The sequence below is a fragment of the Hahella sp. KA22 genome, from assembly GCF_004135205.1.
Taxonomy (GTDB): Bacteria; Pseudomonadota; Gammaproteobacteria; order Pseudomonadales; family Oleiphilaceae; genus Hahella.
The window spans coordinates 2,305,909-2,323,781 of record NZ_CP035490.1 but is presented as its reverse complement, the minus strand read 5'-3'; the positions used below and the strand labels follow the sequence as shown (position 1 = coordinate 2,323,781).

Below are 17,873 nucleotides of genomic sequence, written 5' to 3'. Positions count from 1 at the left end.
CGTCGCGGCGTAGATAATGACTACACTATAAACCACTCCGCCGCATTCGACGAGCGGAGCGAGCACCCCCTATCTCACTGTGACGCCCGCTACAACCGGATAGGGCTCCGAGCGATTGGCCGCGTAATCCCGCATCCATACTTTAAAGATATACTTTCCCGGCGCCACGACACTTCCCGTGCCGGAGCGTCCATCCCAGTCAATCACAACATGACGCTCGCCAATCAACGGCTCCCGATACAACTCCCGCACCAGAGAGCCGCCCCGCGCCTCATAGACGTACACCGTCGTCAATGCGCCTTCATTGAGGTCGAACTCCAGCCGCGCCTTGTCATTGGATTGATCGCCGTTGGGGGTGATCACCTCGGGCGTCACACTGATATTGGCCCATTGCGGTGCCACCGTGTCCACAATCACCCGCAACTCACCGTTCACACTGATTCCCTGGGTGTCCGTGGCGGACAGCGCAATCACATAACGGTCATCCGCAACAGTGATTCCACTGAAATCACGGCCGTCCCACTGCTTGTCCAGGGAAACGCCGCTGCCTTGTTGACGGAACAGCTCCACGCCATCGCGGTTTTGATAGCTGAGCGTCCAGTCGAGACTTTTATTGAAGCTCGCTTTTAGCGCAACGCTATCACGCCGCCCATCGCCGTCCGGACCAAATTCCGCATAGTTGGACTCGTAGCTCAACAATTGCGGCGGTTCCGAATCCGATACGGTATTCACGCTGAAATACACCTCCGCCGGCGCCGCCGCCACGCCGTCCACGTCTACGCCTGTAATCAGGAAACGATAGGAGCCGTCAGGGGTCACTACGCCATTGTGGTCGAGGCCGTCCCACGTTAAATCGAAAAGTTCCCCGTTACCGCGAAACACGTTCACAGGTTCATTCTCAGATGTGAGAACGGAGGCTTCCCATTGCAGCGGAGCAGTGAAGTCGGCGCGCACTCTCAACGTATCGTTGGCGCCGTCCCCGTTCGGACTGAAGGGGGACGGCTTGGCGGTGGCGTTCTTGATCGCCGCCAAGCCCTGCATCCCTCGCGCCACGATAATCTCAAAATTCCCACTGCGATTATCGTCCCAGGCGACGAATATGCCGCCGGACTCATTGACCGCGACCTTGGTCACCAGAGAGCCCAGTTCGCTGGGAGAGATGTTGGCGGCGGAAGAGAAAGTCAGCGCTCTGTCGGAGGAATAAGCAAACATCGCTTCGTAATTGCCAGGCGTCGTATCCTGCCACACGACGTACAGCACTCCCTCAGCATCGGTGGTTAAGTCCGGACCGATCGAAGCGCCTGGGTTACGGCTGATGTTGCCAGGCGGCGCAAAGTGCTGCCCGCCGTCCTCGGAGCGCGCCACATAGATCTCCGCCTCATCGTTGATTTGCTCACTCCAGCCGATGTAGACATTGCTGCCCGCGTCCGCCGCCAGCGATACAGAAGACGACACCGCACTGCTAGCGGAAATACTCACCGGCTGAGAAAAACTGCGTCCGCCGTTTCTGGAGTACATATGATAGACATTCTGCGCATTGGTCCAGGCCACGTGGATACGCCGATCGCCGCCCGCCGCCATGCGCACGCTGGAGACAAAGTTAGCTTTGATTCTGGCGACCTGCTGAAAGCTGGCGCCGCTGTCCACGCTCTGGGTCACTATCACTTCTTCCGTTCCGGTGTCGGTCCAGGCCACATAGATCACGTTCGCCGAGTCCACCAGAATGTCCGCCCGCACAGACGCGCTGTCATCTCCAGACAGGCTGACAGCCGGAGTAAAGGTCTTGCCGCCGTCTTCCGAACGCACATAAAGGATCGTAGAGGCGCCGTACAAGGTGTCCTGCCACACCACATGCACGCGACCGCGAGAGTCCACCGCGACATCCGGCGCGCTGGACTGCCCTGAGGGCGACGACAGCTGCTTCGCCGACGTGTAGTTTTCGCCTTTATCGCGAGAGCGCGCGAACATCACTTCCTTCACGCCGGAACTGTTATCGTCCCAGGTCACAAAGAGATTTTCGCCCTGGGTCACCAGACTGGGGTTAAAACTCAAACCGTCTGAATAGGACAGGTTTACAGGCGGGTAAAAATTGATCTCCGCCAGAGTTGGAAGAGCAAAGGCCGTCAACAGCGCAAAAAGGGCCACACCTAAATGAAGCTTACATCCTGTTTCTCGCTTAAAAGTCCTTATTAATTTCATTTTCCTTCTCCACAGCGATCATTGCGATCGCCGCTATTTCCTTATATTCGCCGTCCATCCCTTTATCAGGGCGTCGCGAAGGGGGAACTGCATGCTTCGCTTACACGCATAAGATCCTGACCTCCGATCCCTGCGACCATAGCCCTTCGCCTTTGGACGGTTCCATTTCCTGCTTGAACGCCTGACACCGCTGCGAACGCTCCGGCGCGGAGCGCTGCGCTCATCCCGTTAATTACTCCACGCCTTGGCAAGAGTTTCGGGAGAGCCGCAGCGCCATCATATAACCAACCCCGCCGCCAGGACCATGGCTAAGTCCAAAAGATGTTTACGAATAAGCATTATCGAAGTGAAATTTGAATCGCCATAAACCGTTGAAAACCCCCTTGCGATGCAAAAAGTAGCTTGTTGTTACATTTTTAAATTGCTCACAAAAATCATTTAAGTTGAAGTAGACCTTGCCCTAGTCCGGCTTTTCGCAAGGTTTGCTGTCTGTCGAAAAAGTCGCTGAATCAGGTGCGGCTCAACCCCGTCCGCACATTTTTCGGCAAAAGTTAGCGAGATTGGTGGTTTACTGCCAAACTTAGATATACATCAAACAGTTAGACGAACGCAGACTATGAAAATCGGACTTCTAGAAGACGACCAGAATCTGGCGGACCAGCTATTGCTAAATCTGCGGAACTCAGATTTTCAATGCCGCCATTACAACACGGGGAAAGATTTTTTATTCGCCGTCACCCATGACAGCTTCGATTTGCTCATCATGGACTGGCAACTGCCGGATATGGACGGCATCGATATTCTCCGCAAGGTGCGGCAGCAACAGGAATGGCCGATACCGGTGCTGTTCCTGACGCAGCGCGAGGCGGAAGAGGACATTATTGAGGCGCTGGAGGCCGGCGCCGACGATTACATGGTGAAGCCGGCGCGCGCCGGCGAACTCATCGCCCGGCTCAAAGCGCTGAGTCGGAGAAACCGCACGGAGGAGACTGATGCCGAAGAAGCCAGTTACGGCCCTTTCAGCATCAACCACAAGAAACGGACCATTCAACTGAACGGCGAGCCGCTGACGTTGACGGACAAAGACTTCGACCTGACGACGTTTCTGTTCGAAAACAAAGGCCGCCTGCTGTCGCGCAAGTACCTGCTGGAACGGGTCTGGGGCGTCAGTAGCGATATCAATACCCGCACCGTAGACACGCATATGAGCCGTCTGCGGCGAAAACTGGGAATCAAACCGGAAAACGGATTTCGCATTAAGACCATCTACCAGCACGGTTATCGGCTGGAAGAAGTGGAATAGGCCGCCATTGTCCGGGTATCGCGGCCAACAATTGACGACACGGTGAATATTGGGAGTCTGATTGAAACAGAGCAAACGCCACCTGTTGTGGTTCTGGTTCCTGTGTTGGTTCTCCTTCGCCGGGTTCGCCCAAGAACCCGACAAGATGGAGTGGACCTACACCACCCGGCCCAACGACAGTCTGCAAAGCATCGGTGAACGCTTTCTTGCGCCTAATCGCGGCTGGGACGCGCTCATGCGTTATAACAGTCTCAACGACGCCTGGTCGCTGACGCCCGGCACGCAGCTGAGAATTCCCGTGGCCTGGCTGCGCCACTATCCGCAATCCGCGTCACTACTTAATCTGCGCGGCAAAGTTTGGCTGCGTAAAGCGCATACCTCCCATTACGTGCTGGCGACGCAGGAAGCCAAACTCGAAATCGGAGATGAGATCAAAACCGATGAAGGCTCCGCACTGGTTGGCTTCGCGGATGGCAGCGAACTGACGGTTTCCCGTCAATCTATCGTGATCTTCAATACCCTTACACACTACGGCGATACTGGCATGGTGGATACGCGATTACGTCTGCTGCGCGGCAAAATGCAGCAGAAGGTAACGCCGCGCAGAGGCCCCGCCTCCCGCTACGAAGTCTCCACGCCCTCCGCTGTTGCGGCGGTGCGCGGTACGGCTTTCCGTCTGCGGGCGACCGCCGACGTCACGGTGGCGGAAGTCACCGAGGGCGTGGTGGAAGTCTCTAACGCCACCGCCTCCCGCAAACTGTATAAAGGTCAAGGCGCCACAGTTGGCTCCGGTTCTGTTTTCTCCGAAATTCAATTACCGGAAGCGCCGGAAGTATCCGCCTCGGCAGTGTATAACGCCGCCCCGGTGACCTTGAGCTGGGCCCCGGTGACCAATGCGACGGCATACGTGATCGAAGTATTTAAAGGCGATGGGAAGGAGCTGCCGGTTTTTTCCCAGCAGATTGACGCCCCCCTGGTTGAGTTGCCCGATCTGGGTAACGGCGACTACCGCTTACTGCTGCGAGCGGTGGACCCGGGAGGATTGGAGGGCGTGGATACGGAAGTGCGCTTCAGGGTGGAGCAAAAGGCGGAGCCAGCGCAGCTGATTACCCCGCTGACGGGGGCGCTGCTGCGAGAGCCGCGCCCCGTCTTCCGCTGGCGACTGGACACGCCAACCCAGATGTCCAGCCTTGAAATCTCCGCCGATCCCCAGTTCACCGCCCTCTACACTCGCACCCCCTTCTCTTCGATCTCCAGCGCCCAAGCCGAACGCGACCTGAATGCAGGCGAATATTTCTGGCGCATCGCCACACTGGCCGGCGGCGACGATTTTTCCTACAGCGAGCCGCGGAGATTCACCATTCTGGGAAAGCTTGACGACACCCACGTCATCGCGGTGAACTATTTTGACGAAAAAGCGAAAGTGTTCTGGAAAAGTGTGGCCAATGCAGACCGGTATATACTTCAGTTGGCGGAAGACGAATTTTTCAGCCGGGTCATCGAAGAGCAACAGGTGGAGAAAACCTCCGCCAATCTCCGTCTGACTCCGGAAAAGACCTACTGGATTCGCATCAGACCGGTTGCAGGACCGCTCTATTCGTCGAACTTCGGCGCGATCCAGGCGGTCAGAATAGAGCCGTAGATTCCGCCAGCCCCGTTATCTGCATGAAGCGAATCGGGCGTAAGCAAACTCAGGACGATTTCACTCACAGTAATATTTCACAAACAACACTATTTCGCTCACAACAATAAGGGCCCTTATGGGATGATCCCAGGCAAACCTGATGCGCAGCCCAACCCGCCGCCCCAGCGGGACAACGCTTCCCAAGTCCGTCACAGCCGCGGTTTTCCCGTCACCGAGCGCTATCTCTTCGCCGCCATTCTGGTGGGTCTCTGTTTTCTGTTGATATCCAGCGGCTGGATGCAGCGGCTGGATTACCTGTTCTACGATTTCTGCCTCAAGGTGCGTCCTCTCAGCACCAGCACAACCAGCGTTATCGTCGCTATCGATGAAAAAAGCCTGTTGGAGTACGGCCGCTGGCCCTGGTCGCGAGACCGTCACGCCGCCCTGATCAAACGCCTGCGCAATTCCGGCGCCCGCGCAGTAGCGTTCGATCTGCTGCTGTCAGAACACAGTTCTCCGGAGGCTGACCAGGACTTCGCTCAAGCCATGGCGGAATCCGGCAAGGTGTTTCTGCCCCTGCATATCGATCATGTCGGCAATACCGGCCACCTTACTGAAATTCTGCCCATCGCGCAGTTTATCGACACTGCAGAGGGTCTGGGACACGCCCAGATGGAATTGGACGCCGACGGCATCGCGCGGGGGTTATATCTGTATCAGGGCCTGGGAGACAGCCATTGGCCGAGTCTGGCGCTATCGGTCTATCAGAACCTGTATCCCGACGAACACCAGAAGAAAGAGGAGCAGGATAACGGCGGCGCCTTCAACGTCCGCGAGCAGTATCGCCTGATCCCCTTTATCGGGCCGCCGGGCAGCTTCCCCACGCTGTCTTACAGCGAGGTCATGCATGGCGAGCTTCCTCCTGACTATTTCCAGAACCGGGTCGTATTTGTCGGAGCCACCGCCGCCGGTCTGGGGGATTTCCTGCCGACGCCGGTATCCGGCGCCTCCACCAGCATGGCGGGAGTGGAAGTGCACGCCAACGTCTTCGAGGGATTGGTGCGCAAAAACATGCACCGCCTGATTTCTCCCTCCTGGCAATATCTGCTGTCGCTCAGTCTGGTGCTGATCGCCGCTCTGGTGTATCCACGGGTGTCGCCGGAGAAGAACCTGCCATTGACCCTCGCCCTGGCGCTGTCAGTACTGGTGTTCAGTTATTTGCTGCTGATGATGGACCACCAATGGTATCCGCCGGCGGCGGTCGTGCTCTCCCTGGTGTTCGCCTACCCTTTCTGGAGCTGGCGACGCCTGAGCCGCCTCAATCAGTTTCTGAATCAGGAATTGAAGCGACTGGAGGAGGAGCCGCGTCTGCAACAGGGCGACATCTACGACTCCCCTCAGCAATGGGCGCAACAAGTCACCCGTCTGCTTAAGCCCGCCCTGTGGGAGTTTCGCGAAATCGCCCCGGGGGGACAGCAGCGTATCGATTTGAACGCCGACGCGGGCATGATGGAGATCCTTCTGCCCGTATCTGACGCGGTCGGCAAAATGGCGCTATACATGCGCTTCGAAGATCATCCTGACCAGCTCCAGCAGACCGCCGACTACCTGCAACGTCTGTATCCCCGACTGATGCAGAAAACCACCCTCCGTCAGCCTTCCAGCGAACTTATTGATCGCCGTATATCCCAGGTCCGCTTCGCCATCGCCGCCATCCGCGACATGCGCAAGTTCGTATCCGAAACCATCGCCAACATGCCCGACGGCGTGCTGGTGGGGGATGAAGTCGGCCGTATTTTATATCTGAACGAACATGCCAGCCGCTGGCTCAGCGCCAACGCGACCGCCAACGCCTATATCGCCGAATGCATGCCTATCGCCAATAAGTTCACGCCGGCGCTGTGGGATTCCGTCGTGCGTAAAGTGCTGGTGGCGGGCGAAGCGCAGTCCATGGAATTACACACCCGCAACACTGCGGTCCTGATATCCCTGGCGCCCATGCGCTTCACCCATTTGAACGCCAACGGCATTATCGTCAACTTCTCCGATATCACACCCATACATGAGGCCCAGCAAAAACGCCTGGAGACCATTCACTTCATCTCTCACGACCTGCGCGCGCCGCTGGCCTCACAGCTGGCGTTGCTGGACACCCTCAGCGCAGCGCTGCCCGACGCCAAACTGGCGTCCAAGATTGACGCCGCCCGTGAACTGACGCAAAAAAGCCTGGGCATGGCGGAAGCCTTCCTGCAACTGGCGCGGGTGGAAGCGGCGGACCACATTCATTTTTACGACTGCGAGCTGTTGGACATCGTGGATAACGCAGTGGACTCCATCTCACCCAGCGCTCTCACCCGCGGCATTGCGGTGCAGGTGTACTGCGAAGAGGACTCATTGCCCATCAAAGCCAATGCGGACCTGCTAGAGCGAGCCCTGGTCAACCTGTTACAGAACGCGGTCAAATTCACGCCGCAGAACCACAGCATTGAACTGAAGCTGGTAAAAGCCGACGCCAGTACTCTGATTCATTTGCGCGACCAGGGGCCAGGCATCGCCGCCTCAGAAATCCCCTACCTGTTTGAACGCTTTCGTCGCACCCACGCCTCAGAACAACAGGGCGTGCAAGGCAGCGGTTTGGGCTTGCGATTCGTCAAACTGGTTATCGACCGCCATGGCGGCGCGATCCAAGTGAATAGCGCACTGGGCGAAGGGACGGAATTCGTGATCGAGTTGCCTGACGCAGAGTGACGTCAGCGCACATTTGACAGTGTTTCACAGCAGCCCGCTTCCGTATTGGGCGTTTTCGGAGATACTTGAGGGAACTCTCCTGCAAACAGCGCTTAGATACACATAGTGTCAGCGCCAGAAAGCCCTTTTATGATCCGATTTTCGTTTTACAAAGCGGCCCTGATAGGTCTGTGCTTCATACTGGCGAGCGCCATCGTGTCCAAACTGCAGGGAACGCCGCCTATCAAGGAAAAGAGATACGATTTCAGCCTGCCTCAGGTGAACCTGGAAAAAGCGACGCCGGTCAGCGCCGTCTCGTCGATATGCGCGTATTCTGAAACCTGCAGTGAAGAAATGAAGTGGTCGCGCACGCCGACAGTCGCCCAATCAACGCCAGCCCAACCCATCAAAGCCGACAACGCCATCCGTTAGAAATACGGCGCGACGTCTGTTAACCCCACGCCGCGCCATTATCAGCTTTGCAGCAGTTTTATCAGTTCCGTCATAGCGCGGCTCAACTCATCCACCGCACTTTTGTTTTCTGTGATCATCAGCCATTTTTCATCCTGATTTTCAGGATTCCACAGCCAACAGGCGCGCTGATTCAAATCACAGCCGGTGCGAACATAGGGATCGACGCCGAACACTTTAAAGCGGGAGACATTGTGGCTGACGTTCGCACTCAGGTAATTGGTTTCCTGCAGGACGATTTCGTTCCGTGAATTAACGCTGACGCGATAAACGATGCCTTCTTCTTCATTCAGCTTGCGTATGCGGGAGGGAATGTAGACATTGGCGGCCAACAGACTGTTGATATGCTGCACCAGCGCGCTCTGATCAGATCCCGCCAGGTAAAGTCCACGCAACTTCTGCAGGTATTCGCCGCTGCCGTTCTCCACCACTTTACTCCAATCAATGGAGGTGGACTCCGCCGTCTGTTTGGGCGGCTTGAGCTGGTCATCCAGACGCGTAATGGCGCGCAGGCTCTCCTCGTAGTAATCGCCGTCACTGCCGGCGAGATTGACGTAACGAACAAAGGCTTCACGCGCTTTCTCGTATTCGCCCGATTTCATCGCCACCCGCCCCCGGTAGAAATAGTATTGGACCGTTGGCGTAATGTTGAGCTCAGCAACTTTATCCAGCGCCTCCTGCGCCTGGGCGAACCTTTCCGCTTCGATGCTCTCTTCGGCGACAAATAACAATCTGCGCATTTCATGCTCCGGCGCCAGGGAGTCCGCGTTAGCCTGACAGGCGAAGCTGAGCGCTAAAATCAATAACGTCCGACGAAACATTCTATACACCTCATACACACTTACTACCGAATTATAAGCATAGTTACAGATCGGCGGCTAAGGTTTAACGCAAATTTCATTCTATCGGACGATTACGTCACAGTACTTTCATGATTACAGCATAGGCTCTACCCTTTATTGAAAGGATGCGACGCCGCTTTCACCCTGACGACGGCGTTGCAACGCTTGGCGGACGCCTGACTGAATGGGACCCCTCAGCTTTATGTATCCGAAAATTCATTTTCCGGTTAATGAACTGAATAAAATCCAGCAGTTAATTGAACTCGGCGGCGGCAATGTCCAGCACGAAATCCTGGATACCGTTGAGTTCCGCGGCTACCGACTGCCGCTGTACCTGATCAAAGTCGGCGCCGCCGGCCCTGATAAACCCGCGCTGGCCCTCACTGGCGGCGTGCACGGTCTGGAGAAAATAGGCACGCAGGTTATCCTGGCCTTTATGGAATCCTTGCTGAAGCAGCTGATCTGGGATGAAGGACTGAAGGAAGAACTGAATCACCTGCAACTATATTTTCTTCCCGCCCTTAACCCGGCAGGCATGATGCGCAAGACCCGCGCCAACGGTAATGGCATAGACCTGATGCGCAACGCGCCGGTGGACGCGGAAGCCCGCGTCCCGCCCCTGCTGGGCGGCCATCGTCTGACCACGCGTATCCCCTGGTATCGCGGCCAGAAGGGACAACCGATGCAGAAAGAGGCGGTGGCTCTCTGTGATTTTATTCGGGAACGTCTGTTTCCCGCGCCGTTCAGTATGGCGCTGGACTGCCACTCGGGCTTCGGTTTCAACGACCAGATCTGGTTTCCCTACGCCTACAGCAAAGAGCCGATTTATCACCTGCCGGAGATCTTCGCGCTGCGCAACCTGCTGTTCGAAACCTATCCCAACCATGTCTACACCTTCGAACCGCAGTCCAGGGTCTACACCTCCCACGGCGACTTATGGGACTACCTGTACATGGAGGCGAAAGCCGGCAACCGCCTGTTCCTGCCTATCACCATGGAAATGGGGTCCTGGCTCTGGATCAAAAAAAATCCGCGCCAGCTTATCCAGTTACTGGGTTTCTTCCATCCCGTGCTTCCCCACCGGTTGCGCCGCGTACTGCGCCGCCACCTTATCTTCATCGACTTTCTGAAAAACGCCGTGCGCTCTTACGGCAATTGGCTGCCGGACAAACACCAGCGCAAACACTATGAACTGGCGGCGTTATCCCTGTGGTATGAGTCCTGACGATGAACCAGGCCCATGAGTTTCCGGCGCGAAATCAATATGACTTGATCCTGCTGCGGGGATGGATGCGCGACGGACGTCATTGGGAAGGCTTTGACGCCTTGTTGCAGGACGCCCTGGACGCAAAGGGTCTGGACGTTCGCGTGCACACCCTGGATATTCCCGGCAACGGCGTTCGCAACCAGGAGACCACCCCCGCCACCATCGCCAGTATGATCTCCGACCTGCGAGAACACTGGGAAACAAAGCGCCCTCTGGTGCTGGTGGGATTATCCATGGGCGGTATGTTAGCCACGCAATGGACCTATAATCATCCTGAAGATGTCGCGGGACTGGCGCTGATCAACGCCAGCATGCGTCCCTATGGCGCGCCGTGGAGCCGTCTGCGGCTGCGGGTATGGCCCAAGGTGCTGAAAGGCGTCGGCGTCACCACTGCCCGCAGGGAGAAACTGATTATGCAGCTCACGCTATCTCCTTTACTGCGTACTCGTGAGCGCTTGCGTGTCTGGACCGGCTGGAGCCGTAAGCGCCCAGTGCGCACAATCAATGCTCTGCGTCAGCTGGCGGCGGCGGCGCGTTTCAGTTGCCCATTTGATTTCGCGCCGAACCGGCCCTGCCTGATTGTGTGCAGTCTTGGCGACAAACTGGTGGACCCGGAATGCTCTATCGCCATGGCGCAGGCCTGGCAAACCCGTTGCGTCACGCATCCTACAGCCGGGCACGATCTGCCGGTGGAAGACCCGCACTGGTTGCGGCTGCAATTGCTCAATTGGCTCACACCTTTATGTGCGCCGGTGGAGCCCACGCGACTCCGTACTTGAGTCAGCCTATAGACAGCCTAAACAGGACACCCGCCATATTTGGCCATGATTCGTCAGCGCATTGCCCTGGAGGGCCCATAGCCGCGCCTGATTTCGTTGTTGTAATGACAATCACAAGGCAACAACAGAACAGGACAGAGACATGAAACACCCCGTACTGAACCCGAATAAATTCACCCGCATCAGCGCCACTCTGTTTTCCGTGGCCATGATCGCAGCCTGCAGCTCGCAAAATCTAACGCCTGAGTCTTCACCTTCCGAAGACTTTGCTGTAAAGTCAGCGGCCCATAACGTGGAAGTCGCCGACAATAATAGGGATGTGTCAACTTCGGAAGCCGATGAGCTGTATAGCTACGGTTTATCCCAGGCCGATGACAACCCAGAAATAACGACATCGAACGCCGCTGAAACAATAAACGCTGCAGGAACAACCACTGACAGCACAACAACCGAAGTAACAAGCGCCTCGACCACGGAGGGAAATGATATGACTGTTCTAGTACTTGACGACGCAACAGCCGCAGCCCTGGAAAAAGAGTATGGCGGCGCGAACCAGTTCGCTGGCGTCGAACCACCTCAACCCCGCGTTATCTTCTACCCATTGGAAAAATCCAATCTGAACCAGGAAGATATGTCGGCGCTGAAACAGCATGCGGATTTTCTTAGCGTGCATCCTAACTATCAAATCCAAATACACGGACATACTGACGCATCCGGCCAGGCCACCTACAACGAGCGGCTGTCTGAAGAGCGTGCGCAGCGTGTAGCGGATTACCTTTTGAACAACGGCGCCCGTCCCGAGCAGGTGGAAGTTTTCGGCTGGGGAAGCCGCGAGCCGTTGCTGACCTCCTCTCATCATGAGAAGAACCGTCGCGTCGAGTTGATTTACCTGAACGATCAGGTGGCGGTGTACGGCGCGCCCCAGATCATGGAGCATAACTCTGCGGAAGTCAGCGAAACATTCTAAGGGCTGATTGACGGAAACTGGCGGTCATCATTGGCCGCCAAAATCCACACCTTTCAACTCCCCTCGCTTTTTGTAACCGGCCCCATGGGTTGAGGTCGGTCATAGAAAAAGCCCTGCAAGACTGGAATCCCCAGCTTCACCATGCGACAGGCGATATCCCGGCTTTCCACACACTCGGCAATACAATGCATATTGCGTAAGCGGGCGATTTTAACCAGAGACTCAATCACGATTTCCGCAGAAGGGTCTTCCAGCACCCGACGCACAAAACCGCCATCCAGCTTGACGTAATTCACCGGCAATTCGCTCAAATAACCATAGCTGGCGGAACCGCTGCCGAAATCATCTAACGCAAAGCGGTACCCCTTCTGCGCCATGCTGCGGATAATCTCCCGCGTCTGGGCGATATCGGCCAGCGCTACGCTTTCAGTCACTTCAAAGCAGACACGGGAACGATCAATGCGATATTTCTCCGCCCAGCCTTCCACCTCTTTGAAGAAGCCATGGTCGTTAAATGTAGCGCCACTCAGATTTACGTTATAGATAAACTCCAGCCCCACGCTGTTGGACATACGCCGGAACAAGGTTTCCGTCACCCAGCGGTCGATGATGGGCATAAATCCAAAACGCTCCGCCACCGGAATGAAGCTGCCAGGACTGACCATCTCATCCTGTCGACGCAGGCGAATCAACACTTCACACCCCGGCATGTCCACCGCATCGCCGTTTTCATCCACACAGAAGATGCCTTGCTGGTAAAGCTCAAACTGTCCCATCTGGATAGCGTTTTTTAACTGCGACAACCACTCCAGTTCGCCGTGATAACGCAGCATAACGGTATCGCCGGCATGGTAAACCCTGACTCTGTCGCGCCCGCTTTCCTTGGCCTGATAACAGGCGATATCGGCGCGGGACAGCACGGCCTGACGGCTGTTGTCCTGATCTGTGATAAAGGTGACGCCAATGCTGGCGCCCACGGAAAACACTAAGTCTTCGTAGGCCAACTGACAGTGTGAAATGGTCTGTCGCACCTGCTCCGCCACCGCCAGCGTTTGCGCCTCCGTGACGCCCTCAATCACCAGCGCGAACTCATCTCCGCTGATGCGCGCCAGCATGCCGCGCTCCGGCGTATTCTTGCGCAGCAGGGACGACAACTTCTTCAGCAAGAGATCGCCCACCTCATGGCCGCAAGTGTCATTAATCAGCTTAAATTGGTCCAGATCGATGTACAGCAGACCCGATACCAAATGTTTGGTGTTCTCGCACAACAGCCGGTGCAGATAATTGTCCAGAGCGCGGCGATTGGGTAAGTCAGTCAGCGGATCATGCAGCGCCTGATGCTCCAATTGCCGGCGCAACCGCACTTCATCGCTGATATCCCGCAATACAATTACTGCGCCGTTGCTGAGCCTATCGCCCCGCCCTCCGCCGCCAACGACGCGGCGAATGCGAATTTCCAATGTGCGGGCGCCATCATCGGCGGACTCGAAAGCATAACTCTCTATCTGCGCATCGCGCTGCGTCTGCGCCAGGAAAAACTCCACCGGATTTGCGGGATGTCTGGGCTCTTTCAAAGTTTTGAGAGGACAGATCACCACGAATGGCTTCTCCATGGCCGCGCGCTCACTCCATCCGGTCAGCTGCTCCGCCATGGGATTCATGAACACTACATGGGCGCGCTCATCGACTTTAATGACACCGTCGCTGATGGACATTAGAGTAGTCCGCAGCCGATTACGCTCCGTGGCCAGCATACTGCGGATGGTGCGGTTGGTTTCAAAATTGGCGGTCACCACATAGGCCAGCAAAGTGCAGGTTCCAACGAACGCCATTTTCACGCTGATCATAAAGTCGCTGGAGACGCCTTGCGCGCCCTCGCCCAACACCAGCGCCGCCAGCGCAACCAGACTCAGGCTTGCGCCCTGCTTACCCAGGGTGATGGAGGTGTAGACGACATAGGGGAGCAACAGAAAAAACAATGTCCAGGCCTTGTCGGGAATAATCACGAAGGCCGCGGTGAAGAACATGGCCACCCAGGAAGTCTGAGTCAGCCAGCGCAATACCAGACGATAGCCGGACGGCGGCTCAATCCACCAGAAGCGAATCAGCGGGGTGACAATCATGATGCCGATGGAGTCGCCCAGCCACCAGGTCATCCAGGTCGCGCCGGCCTGTCCGGGAGTGATCAGCCCACTGGAGAGTTGTCCCGCCACGCCTAATCCCGCGCCGAACAGCGGCGCCAGCAAGGCGGCCAGACCAATGAAGCGCAGGCTGTCGCCGACGCTGCTGAGATAGGGGGTAATGCCAAAGTAACGGATCATCAGCATCGCGCAGGCGACTTCGCTGAGCTGGCCAATGCCGCCGATAACGCCGTTGAGAATCGACTGATGCAAAGTCATCGCCGACAGCAATTCGCCTACGATGATGACCGGCGCCCAGCGCCAGCCGCTGAACCAGATCATCGCCAGCGCCAGCCCTGAAGGCGGCCATAAAGGCGTCACGCCGCCGTAGTACACATCCAGCAGTAACCCCAGGCGTCCCCCCAGGTAATACAGCGCAAGCAACAGGACAAAGTTGATGGAGTAGCGAATTAGCTGCATGAGCCGTTGATTTCTTTCCCCGGGAAAATCATGCGTTATAAAAACTATATGTCATAAAGCCAACTTTTCTAACTTTACGCTCCCTGTTTCTGCAGTCTGCGAAAAATCATTGCAAGCTCAGCCGCAACAGGCCGTAGATTTACATAGCGGCAAGCGCTGCTCAATAGGCCATTTTGTGGTGGCGGGAAGGATAATTTTCGTCTATCTGTTAAAGACGCGCCCTTTGAAAAAAATCAAAAAGACGACAATGCTCCAAACCAACCGGACATCACTTCGGGAGACTTCTGCATGGAATTCAACCAGTATCTGACCGTTCTGGCCAAGAATGACGGGTCCGACCTCTACCTGAGCACCGGCGCGCCGCCCTGCGCCAAGTTTCACGGTAAATTGAAGCCCATCGATAAGACCCCCATTCCGCCGGGCAGAATTATGGAAATCGCCAACTCCATCATGGATGAAGAACAGCGCGAGCAGTTCGCCCATGAGCTGGAAATGAATCTGGCGTACAGCATCCCTCAGGTTGGCCGTTTCCGGGTCAACATCTTCAAACAGCGCAATGAAGTCTCCATCGTCGCCCGTAATATCGTGACCGATATTCCCAACGCTGACAGCCTGGGGCTGCCCCCTATCCTGAAAGAAGTATTGATGTCGAAACGGGGCTTGATTCTATTCGTCGGCGCTACCGGCTCCGGCAAGTCCACCTCTCTGGCGGCGCTGATCGATCACCGCAACAGTAATAGCGGCGGTCATATCATTACTATCGAAGACCCGGTGGAGTTCATTCACAAGCACAAGAAAAGCATCATCAACCAGCGGGAAGTGGGCGTCGATACGCGCAGTTACCATAACGCGCTGAAAAACACCCTGCGGCAGGCGCCGGACGTCATTTTGATCGGCGAGATTCGCGACAGGGAAACCATGGAGCACGCGCTGGCTTTCGCAGAAACCGGGCACCTGTGTATCTCCACGCTGCACGCCAACAACTCTAACCAGGCGCTGGACCGCATCATTAACTTTTTCCCGGAAGAACGCCGCAACCAGTTGCTGATGGATTTGTCGTTGAACCTGCGAGCCTTCGTCTCACAACGTTTGGTGCCGACGATTGACGGTAAGCGCACCGCCGCCATCGAGATCCTGCTGGGTACGCCCACGGTCAGCGAATTGATTCTGCGCGGCGACATCGACGGCATCAAAGAGATCATGCAGAAGTCGGAAAACATCGGCATGCAGACCTTTGACGCAGCGCTGTTCAAGCTGGTGCAGCAGGAAAAAATCAGCGTGGAGGAAGCCCTGAAAAACGCCGACTCCGCCAACAACCTGCGTCTGCGCATCAAACTGCACGCCGGGGTGGAAGTTCCCACCAGCCTGGGCGATGAAAAAGTTGAGGACGCCGGCCCCGAAGAACTGGCGGCCAAGAAGCCCAGCAGCGGTTTTTCTCTCAGCCTGCAGGAAATTGAAGAGGACGACGAGGAGGACAACGACCCCTTCAAACCTAAAAGTTGACCCTCAGCCACTCTCCCGTTTTCCCGCAAGCGAGATACAGCCGCTTGCGGGCTGCGATAGCAGTTGTCAGCCGTTCCGGCTTCCGCCAAACTGAACCGCCTCAAAGACTTAGCTTTAACTCCAGGGTTAGCTACGGGCTTTGAATTTGCATAACAACTAAAAAGCACATCACACCAGGAAGTAGACGTTATGACCCCACTCAGTCCAGTCGACCAGATATTCCTCTGGCTGGAAAAGCGCCAACAGCCTATGCATGTCGGCGGCCTTCATATTTTCAGTTTCCCTGACGACGCCGACGCCAAATACATGACAGAGCTGGCGCAGCAAATGCGCGATTACGCTACGCCGCAGCCGCCGTTCAACCGCCGCCTGCGACAACGTTGGGGGCGTTACTATTGGGATACTGACGCCCAGTTTGATCTAGAGCACCACTTCCGCCACGAGGCGTTGCCCAAGCCCGGCCGTATCCGGGAGCTGCTGGCGCATGTTTCCGCAGAACACAGCAACCTGATGGACCGTGAACGCCCCATGTGGGAATGCCACCTGATTGAAGGTATTCGCGGACGCCGCTTTGCGGTGTACTACAAAGCGCATCATTGTATGCTGGACGGCGTCGCCGCCATGCGGATGTGCGTGAAATCGTATTCTTTCGATCCCTCCGCGACAGAGATGCCGCCGATCTGGGCGATATCAAAAGACGCCAGACCGGCGCGTGACGCTCACGCCCCCACCACTGGCGACTTGGTTCACAGCCTGTCGCAACTGGTGGAAGGGGCCAGTAAGCAAATCGCCACAGTCCCCACGCTGGTCAGAGAGCTGGGCAAGAACCTGTTGAAAGCCCGTGATGACAGCGACGCCGGCCTGATCTTCCGCGCACCGCAAAGCATTCTCAATCAACGCATTACCGGCTCACGCCGATTCGCCGCCCAGTCCTACGCGCTGGAACGGTTTAAGGCGATCGGCAAGGCGTTCCAGGCCACGGTCAACGATGTCGTTCTGGCGGTATGCGGCAGCGCGTTGCGTAATTATTTACTTAGCCGTCAGGCGTTGCCCGATCAGCCCTTGATCGCCATGGCGCCCATGTCTATCCGCCAGGATGACAGCGACAGCGGGAATCAAATCGCCATGATTCTGGCCAACCTCGGCACCCACATCGCTGATCCGGTGCGGCGTCTGGAATTAACACAGGCGTCCGCGCGAGAGTCCAAAGAACGCTTTCGCCAGATGACGCCGGAAGAGGCAGTCAATTACACCGCGCTTACTCTGGCGCCCTCCGGCTTGAACCTGCTGACGGGGCTGGCCCCCAAATGGCAGGCCTTCAACGTGGTGATTTCCAATGTGCCAGGCCCGGACAAGCCGCTGTACTGGAATGGCGCGCGTCTGGAAGGCATGTACCCGGTGTCGATCCCAGTGGATTACGCCGCATTGAACATCACGCTGGTAAGCTACCGCGACCAACTGGAGTTCGGCTTCACCGCCTGCCGCAGAACCCTGCCGTCCATGCAGCGGTTACTGGACTATATCGAGCAAGGCATCGCCGAGCTGGAGAAAGCAGCGGGAGTCTGAGCCGCGATTAAGTGAAGGCGACGCA

The 17,873-nt window shown here is 56.6% G+C and carries 12 protein-coding genes; 9 read left to right on the top strand and 3 right to left on the bottom strand.

Annotated features, from left to right (window positions below; all coding sequences use genetic code 11):
- Positions 1 to 69 precede the first annotated feature (69 nt).
- Positions 70 to 2,199, bottom strand: coding sequence for a hypothetical protein (locus EUZ85_RS10430; protein ID WP_127969238.1), 2,130 nt, complete (start codon positions 2,197 to 2,199; stop codon positions 70 to 72).
- Positions 2,200 to 2,815: 616 nt separating this feature from the next.
- Between EUZ85_RS10430 and EUZ85_RS10425 the strand changes: the two genes are divergently transcribed.
- The 4 genes from EUZ85_RS10425 (at position 2,816) to EUZ85_RS10410 (ending at position 8,285) form a co-directional block, all read left to right on the top strand.
- The gene (locus EUZ85_RS10425) at positions 2,816 to 3,502 is read left to right on the top strand and encodes a response regulator transcription factor (RefSeq protein WP_127969237.1); all 687 of its coding nucleotides are present in this window, start codon (positions 2,816 to 2,818) and stop codon (positions 3,500 to 3,502) included.
- 61 nt (positions 3,503 to 3,563) lie between these two features.
- Positions 3,564 to 5,144: a FecR domain-containing protein gene (locus tag EUZ85_RS10420; RefSeq protein WP_127969236.1), complete on the top strand. Its 1,581-nt coding sequence runs from the start codon at positions 3,564 to 3,566 to the stop codon at positions 5,142 to 5,144.
- Between the two features lie 123 nt (positions 5,145 to 5,267).
- Positions 5,268 to 7,874, top strand: a complete 2,607-nt coding sequence (locus tag EUZ85_RS10415; protein WP_127969235.1) for a CHASE2 domain-containing protein — start codon at positions 5,268 to 5,270, stop codon at positions 7,872 to 7,874.
- Positions 7,875 to 8,003: 129 nt separating this feature from the next.
- A complete protein-coding gene (locus EUZ85_RS10410; RefSeq protein WP_127969234.1) occupies positions 8,004 to 8,285 on the top strand; it encodes a hypothetical protein in 282 nt (93 codons plus the stop codon).
- Between the two features lie 41 nt (positions 8,286 to 8,326).
- Here EUZ85_RS10410 and EUZ85_RS10405 read toward each other — a convergent pair whose 3' ends face one another.
- Positions 8,327 to 9,145, bottom strand: a complete 819-nt coding sequence (locus tag EUZ85_RS10405; protein ID WP_127969233.1) for a tetratricopeptide repeat protein — start codon at positions 9,143 to 9,145, stop codon at positions 8,327 to 8,329.
- A 205-nt stretch (positions 9,146 to 9,350) separates the two neighbouring features.
- Between EUZ85_RS10405 and EUZ85_RS10400 the strand changes: the two genes are divergently transcribed.
- The 3 genes from EUZ85_RS10400 (at position 9,351) to EUZ85_RS10390 (ending at position 12,179) form a co-directional block, all read left to right on the top strand.
- Positions 9,351 to 10,391: a M14 family zinc carboxypeptidase gene (locus EUZ85_RS10400; protein WP_246842226.1), complete on the top strand. Its 1,041-nt coding sequence runs from the start codon at positions 9,351 to 9,353 to the stop codon at positions 10,389 to 10,391.
- 2 nt (positions 10,392 to 10,393) lie between these two features.
- Entirely contained in the window at positions 10,394 to 11,212 is an 819-nt protein-coding gene (locus EUZ85_RS10395; protein WP_127969231.1) for an alpha/beta fold hydrolase, read from the top strand.
- Positions 11,213 to 11,354: 142 nt separating this feature from the next.
- The gene (locus tag EUZ85_RS10390) at positions 11,355 to 12,179 is read left to right on the top strand and encodes an OmpA family protein (RefSeq protein WP_127969230.1); all 825 of its coding nucleotides are present in this window, start codon (positions 11,355 to 11,357) and stop codon (positions 12,177 to 12,179) included.
- Between the two features lie 53 nt (positions 12,180 to 12,232).
- On the opposite strand, the gene EUZ85_RS10385 is transcribed toward EUZ85_RS10390, so the two are convergent.
- A complete protein-coding gene (locus EUZ85_RS10385) occupies positions 12,233 to 14,779 on the bottom strand; it encodes an EAL domain-containing protein (protein WP_127969229.1) in 2,547 nt (848 codons plus the stop codon).
- A gap of 288 nt (positions 14,780 to 15,067) precedes the next feature.
- On the opposite strand from EUZ85_RS10385, the gene EUZ85_RS10380 reads away from it, so the two are divergent.
- The gene (locus EUZ85_RS10380) at positions 15,068 to 16,282 is read left to right on the top strand and encodes a PilT/PilU family type 4a pilus ATPase (RefSeq protein WP_127969228.1); all 1,215 of its coding nucleotides are present in this window, start codon (positions 15,068 to 15,070) and stop codon (positions 16,280 to 16,282) included.
- Positions 16,283 to 16,471: 189 nt separating this feature from the next.
- The gene (locus tag EUZ85_RS10375) at positions 16,472 to 17,848 is read left to right on the top strand and encodes a wax ester/triacylglycerol synthase family O-acyltransferase (protein ID WP_127969227.1); all 1,377 of its coding nucleotides are present in this window, start codon (positions 16,472 to 16,474) and stop codon (positions 17,846 to 17,848) included.
- The last annotated feature ends 25 nt before the right edge of the window (positions 17,849 to 17,873 follow it).

Coding starts and splice junctions, on each gene's coding strand:
- EUZ85_RS10415 (WP_127969235.1), top strand. CDS start 5,268: ATGATCCCAGGCAAACCTGATGCGCAGCCCAACCCGCCGCCCCAGCGG.
- EUZ85_RS10395 (WP_127969231.1), top strand. CDS start 10,394: ATGAACCAGGCCCATGAGTTTCCGGCGCGAAATCAATATGACTTGATC.
- EUZ85_RS10410 (WP_127969234.1), top strand. CDS start 8,004: ATGATCCGATTTTCGTTTTACAAAGCGGCCCTGATAGGTCTGTGCTTC.
- EUZ85_RS10380 (WP_127969228.1), top strand. CDS start 15,068: ATGGAATTCAACCAGTATCTGACCGTTCTGGCCAAGAATGACGGGTCC.
- EUZ85_RS10425 (WP_127969237.1), top strand. CDS start 2,816: ATGAAAATCGGACTTCTAGAAGACGACCAGAATCTGGCGGACCAGCTA.
- EUZ85_RS10405 (WP_127969233.1), bottom strand. CDS start 9,145: ATGTTTCGTCGGACGTTATTGATTTTAGCGCTCAGCTTCGCCTGTCAG.
- EUZ85_RS10400 (WP_246842226.1), top strand. CDS start 9,351: ATGGGACCCCTCAGCTTTATGTATCCGAAAATTCATTTTCCGGTTAAT.
- EUZ85_RS10375 (WP_127969227.1), top strand. CDS start 16,472: ATGACCCCACTCAGTCCAGTCGACCAGATATTCCTCTGGCTGGAAAAG.
- EUZ85_RS10385 (WP_127969229.1), bottom strand. CDS start 14,779: ATGCAGCTAATTCGCTACTCCATCAACTTTGTCCTGTTGCTTGCGCTG.
- EUZ85_RS10430 (WP_127969238.1), bottom strand. CDS start 2,199: ATGAAATTAATAAGGACTTTTAAGCGAGAAACAGGATGTAAGCTTCAT.
- EUZ85_RS10390 (WP_127969230.1), top strand. CDS start 11,355: ATGAAACACCCCGTACTGAACCCGAATAAATTCACCCGCATCAGCGCC.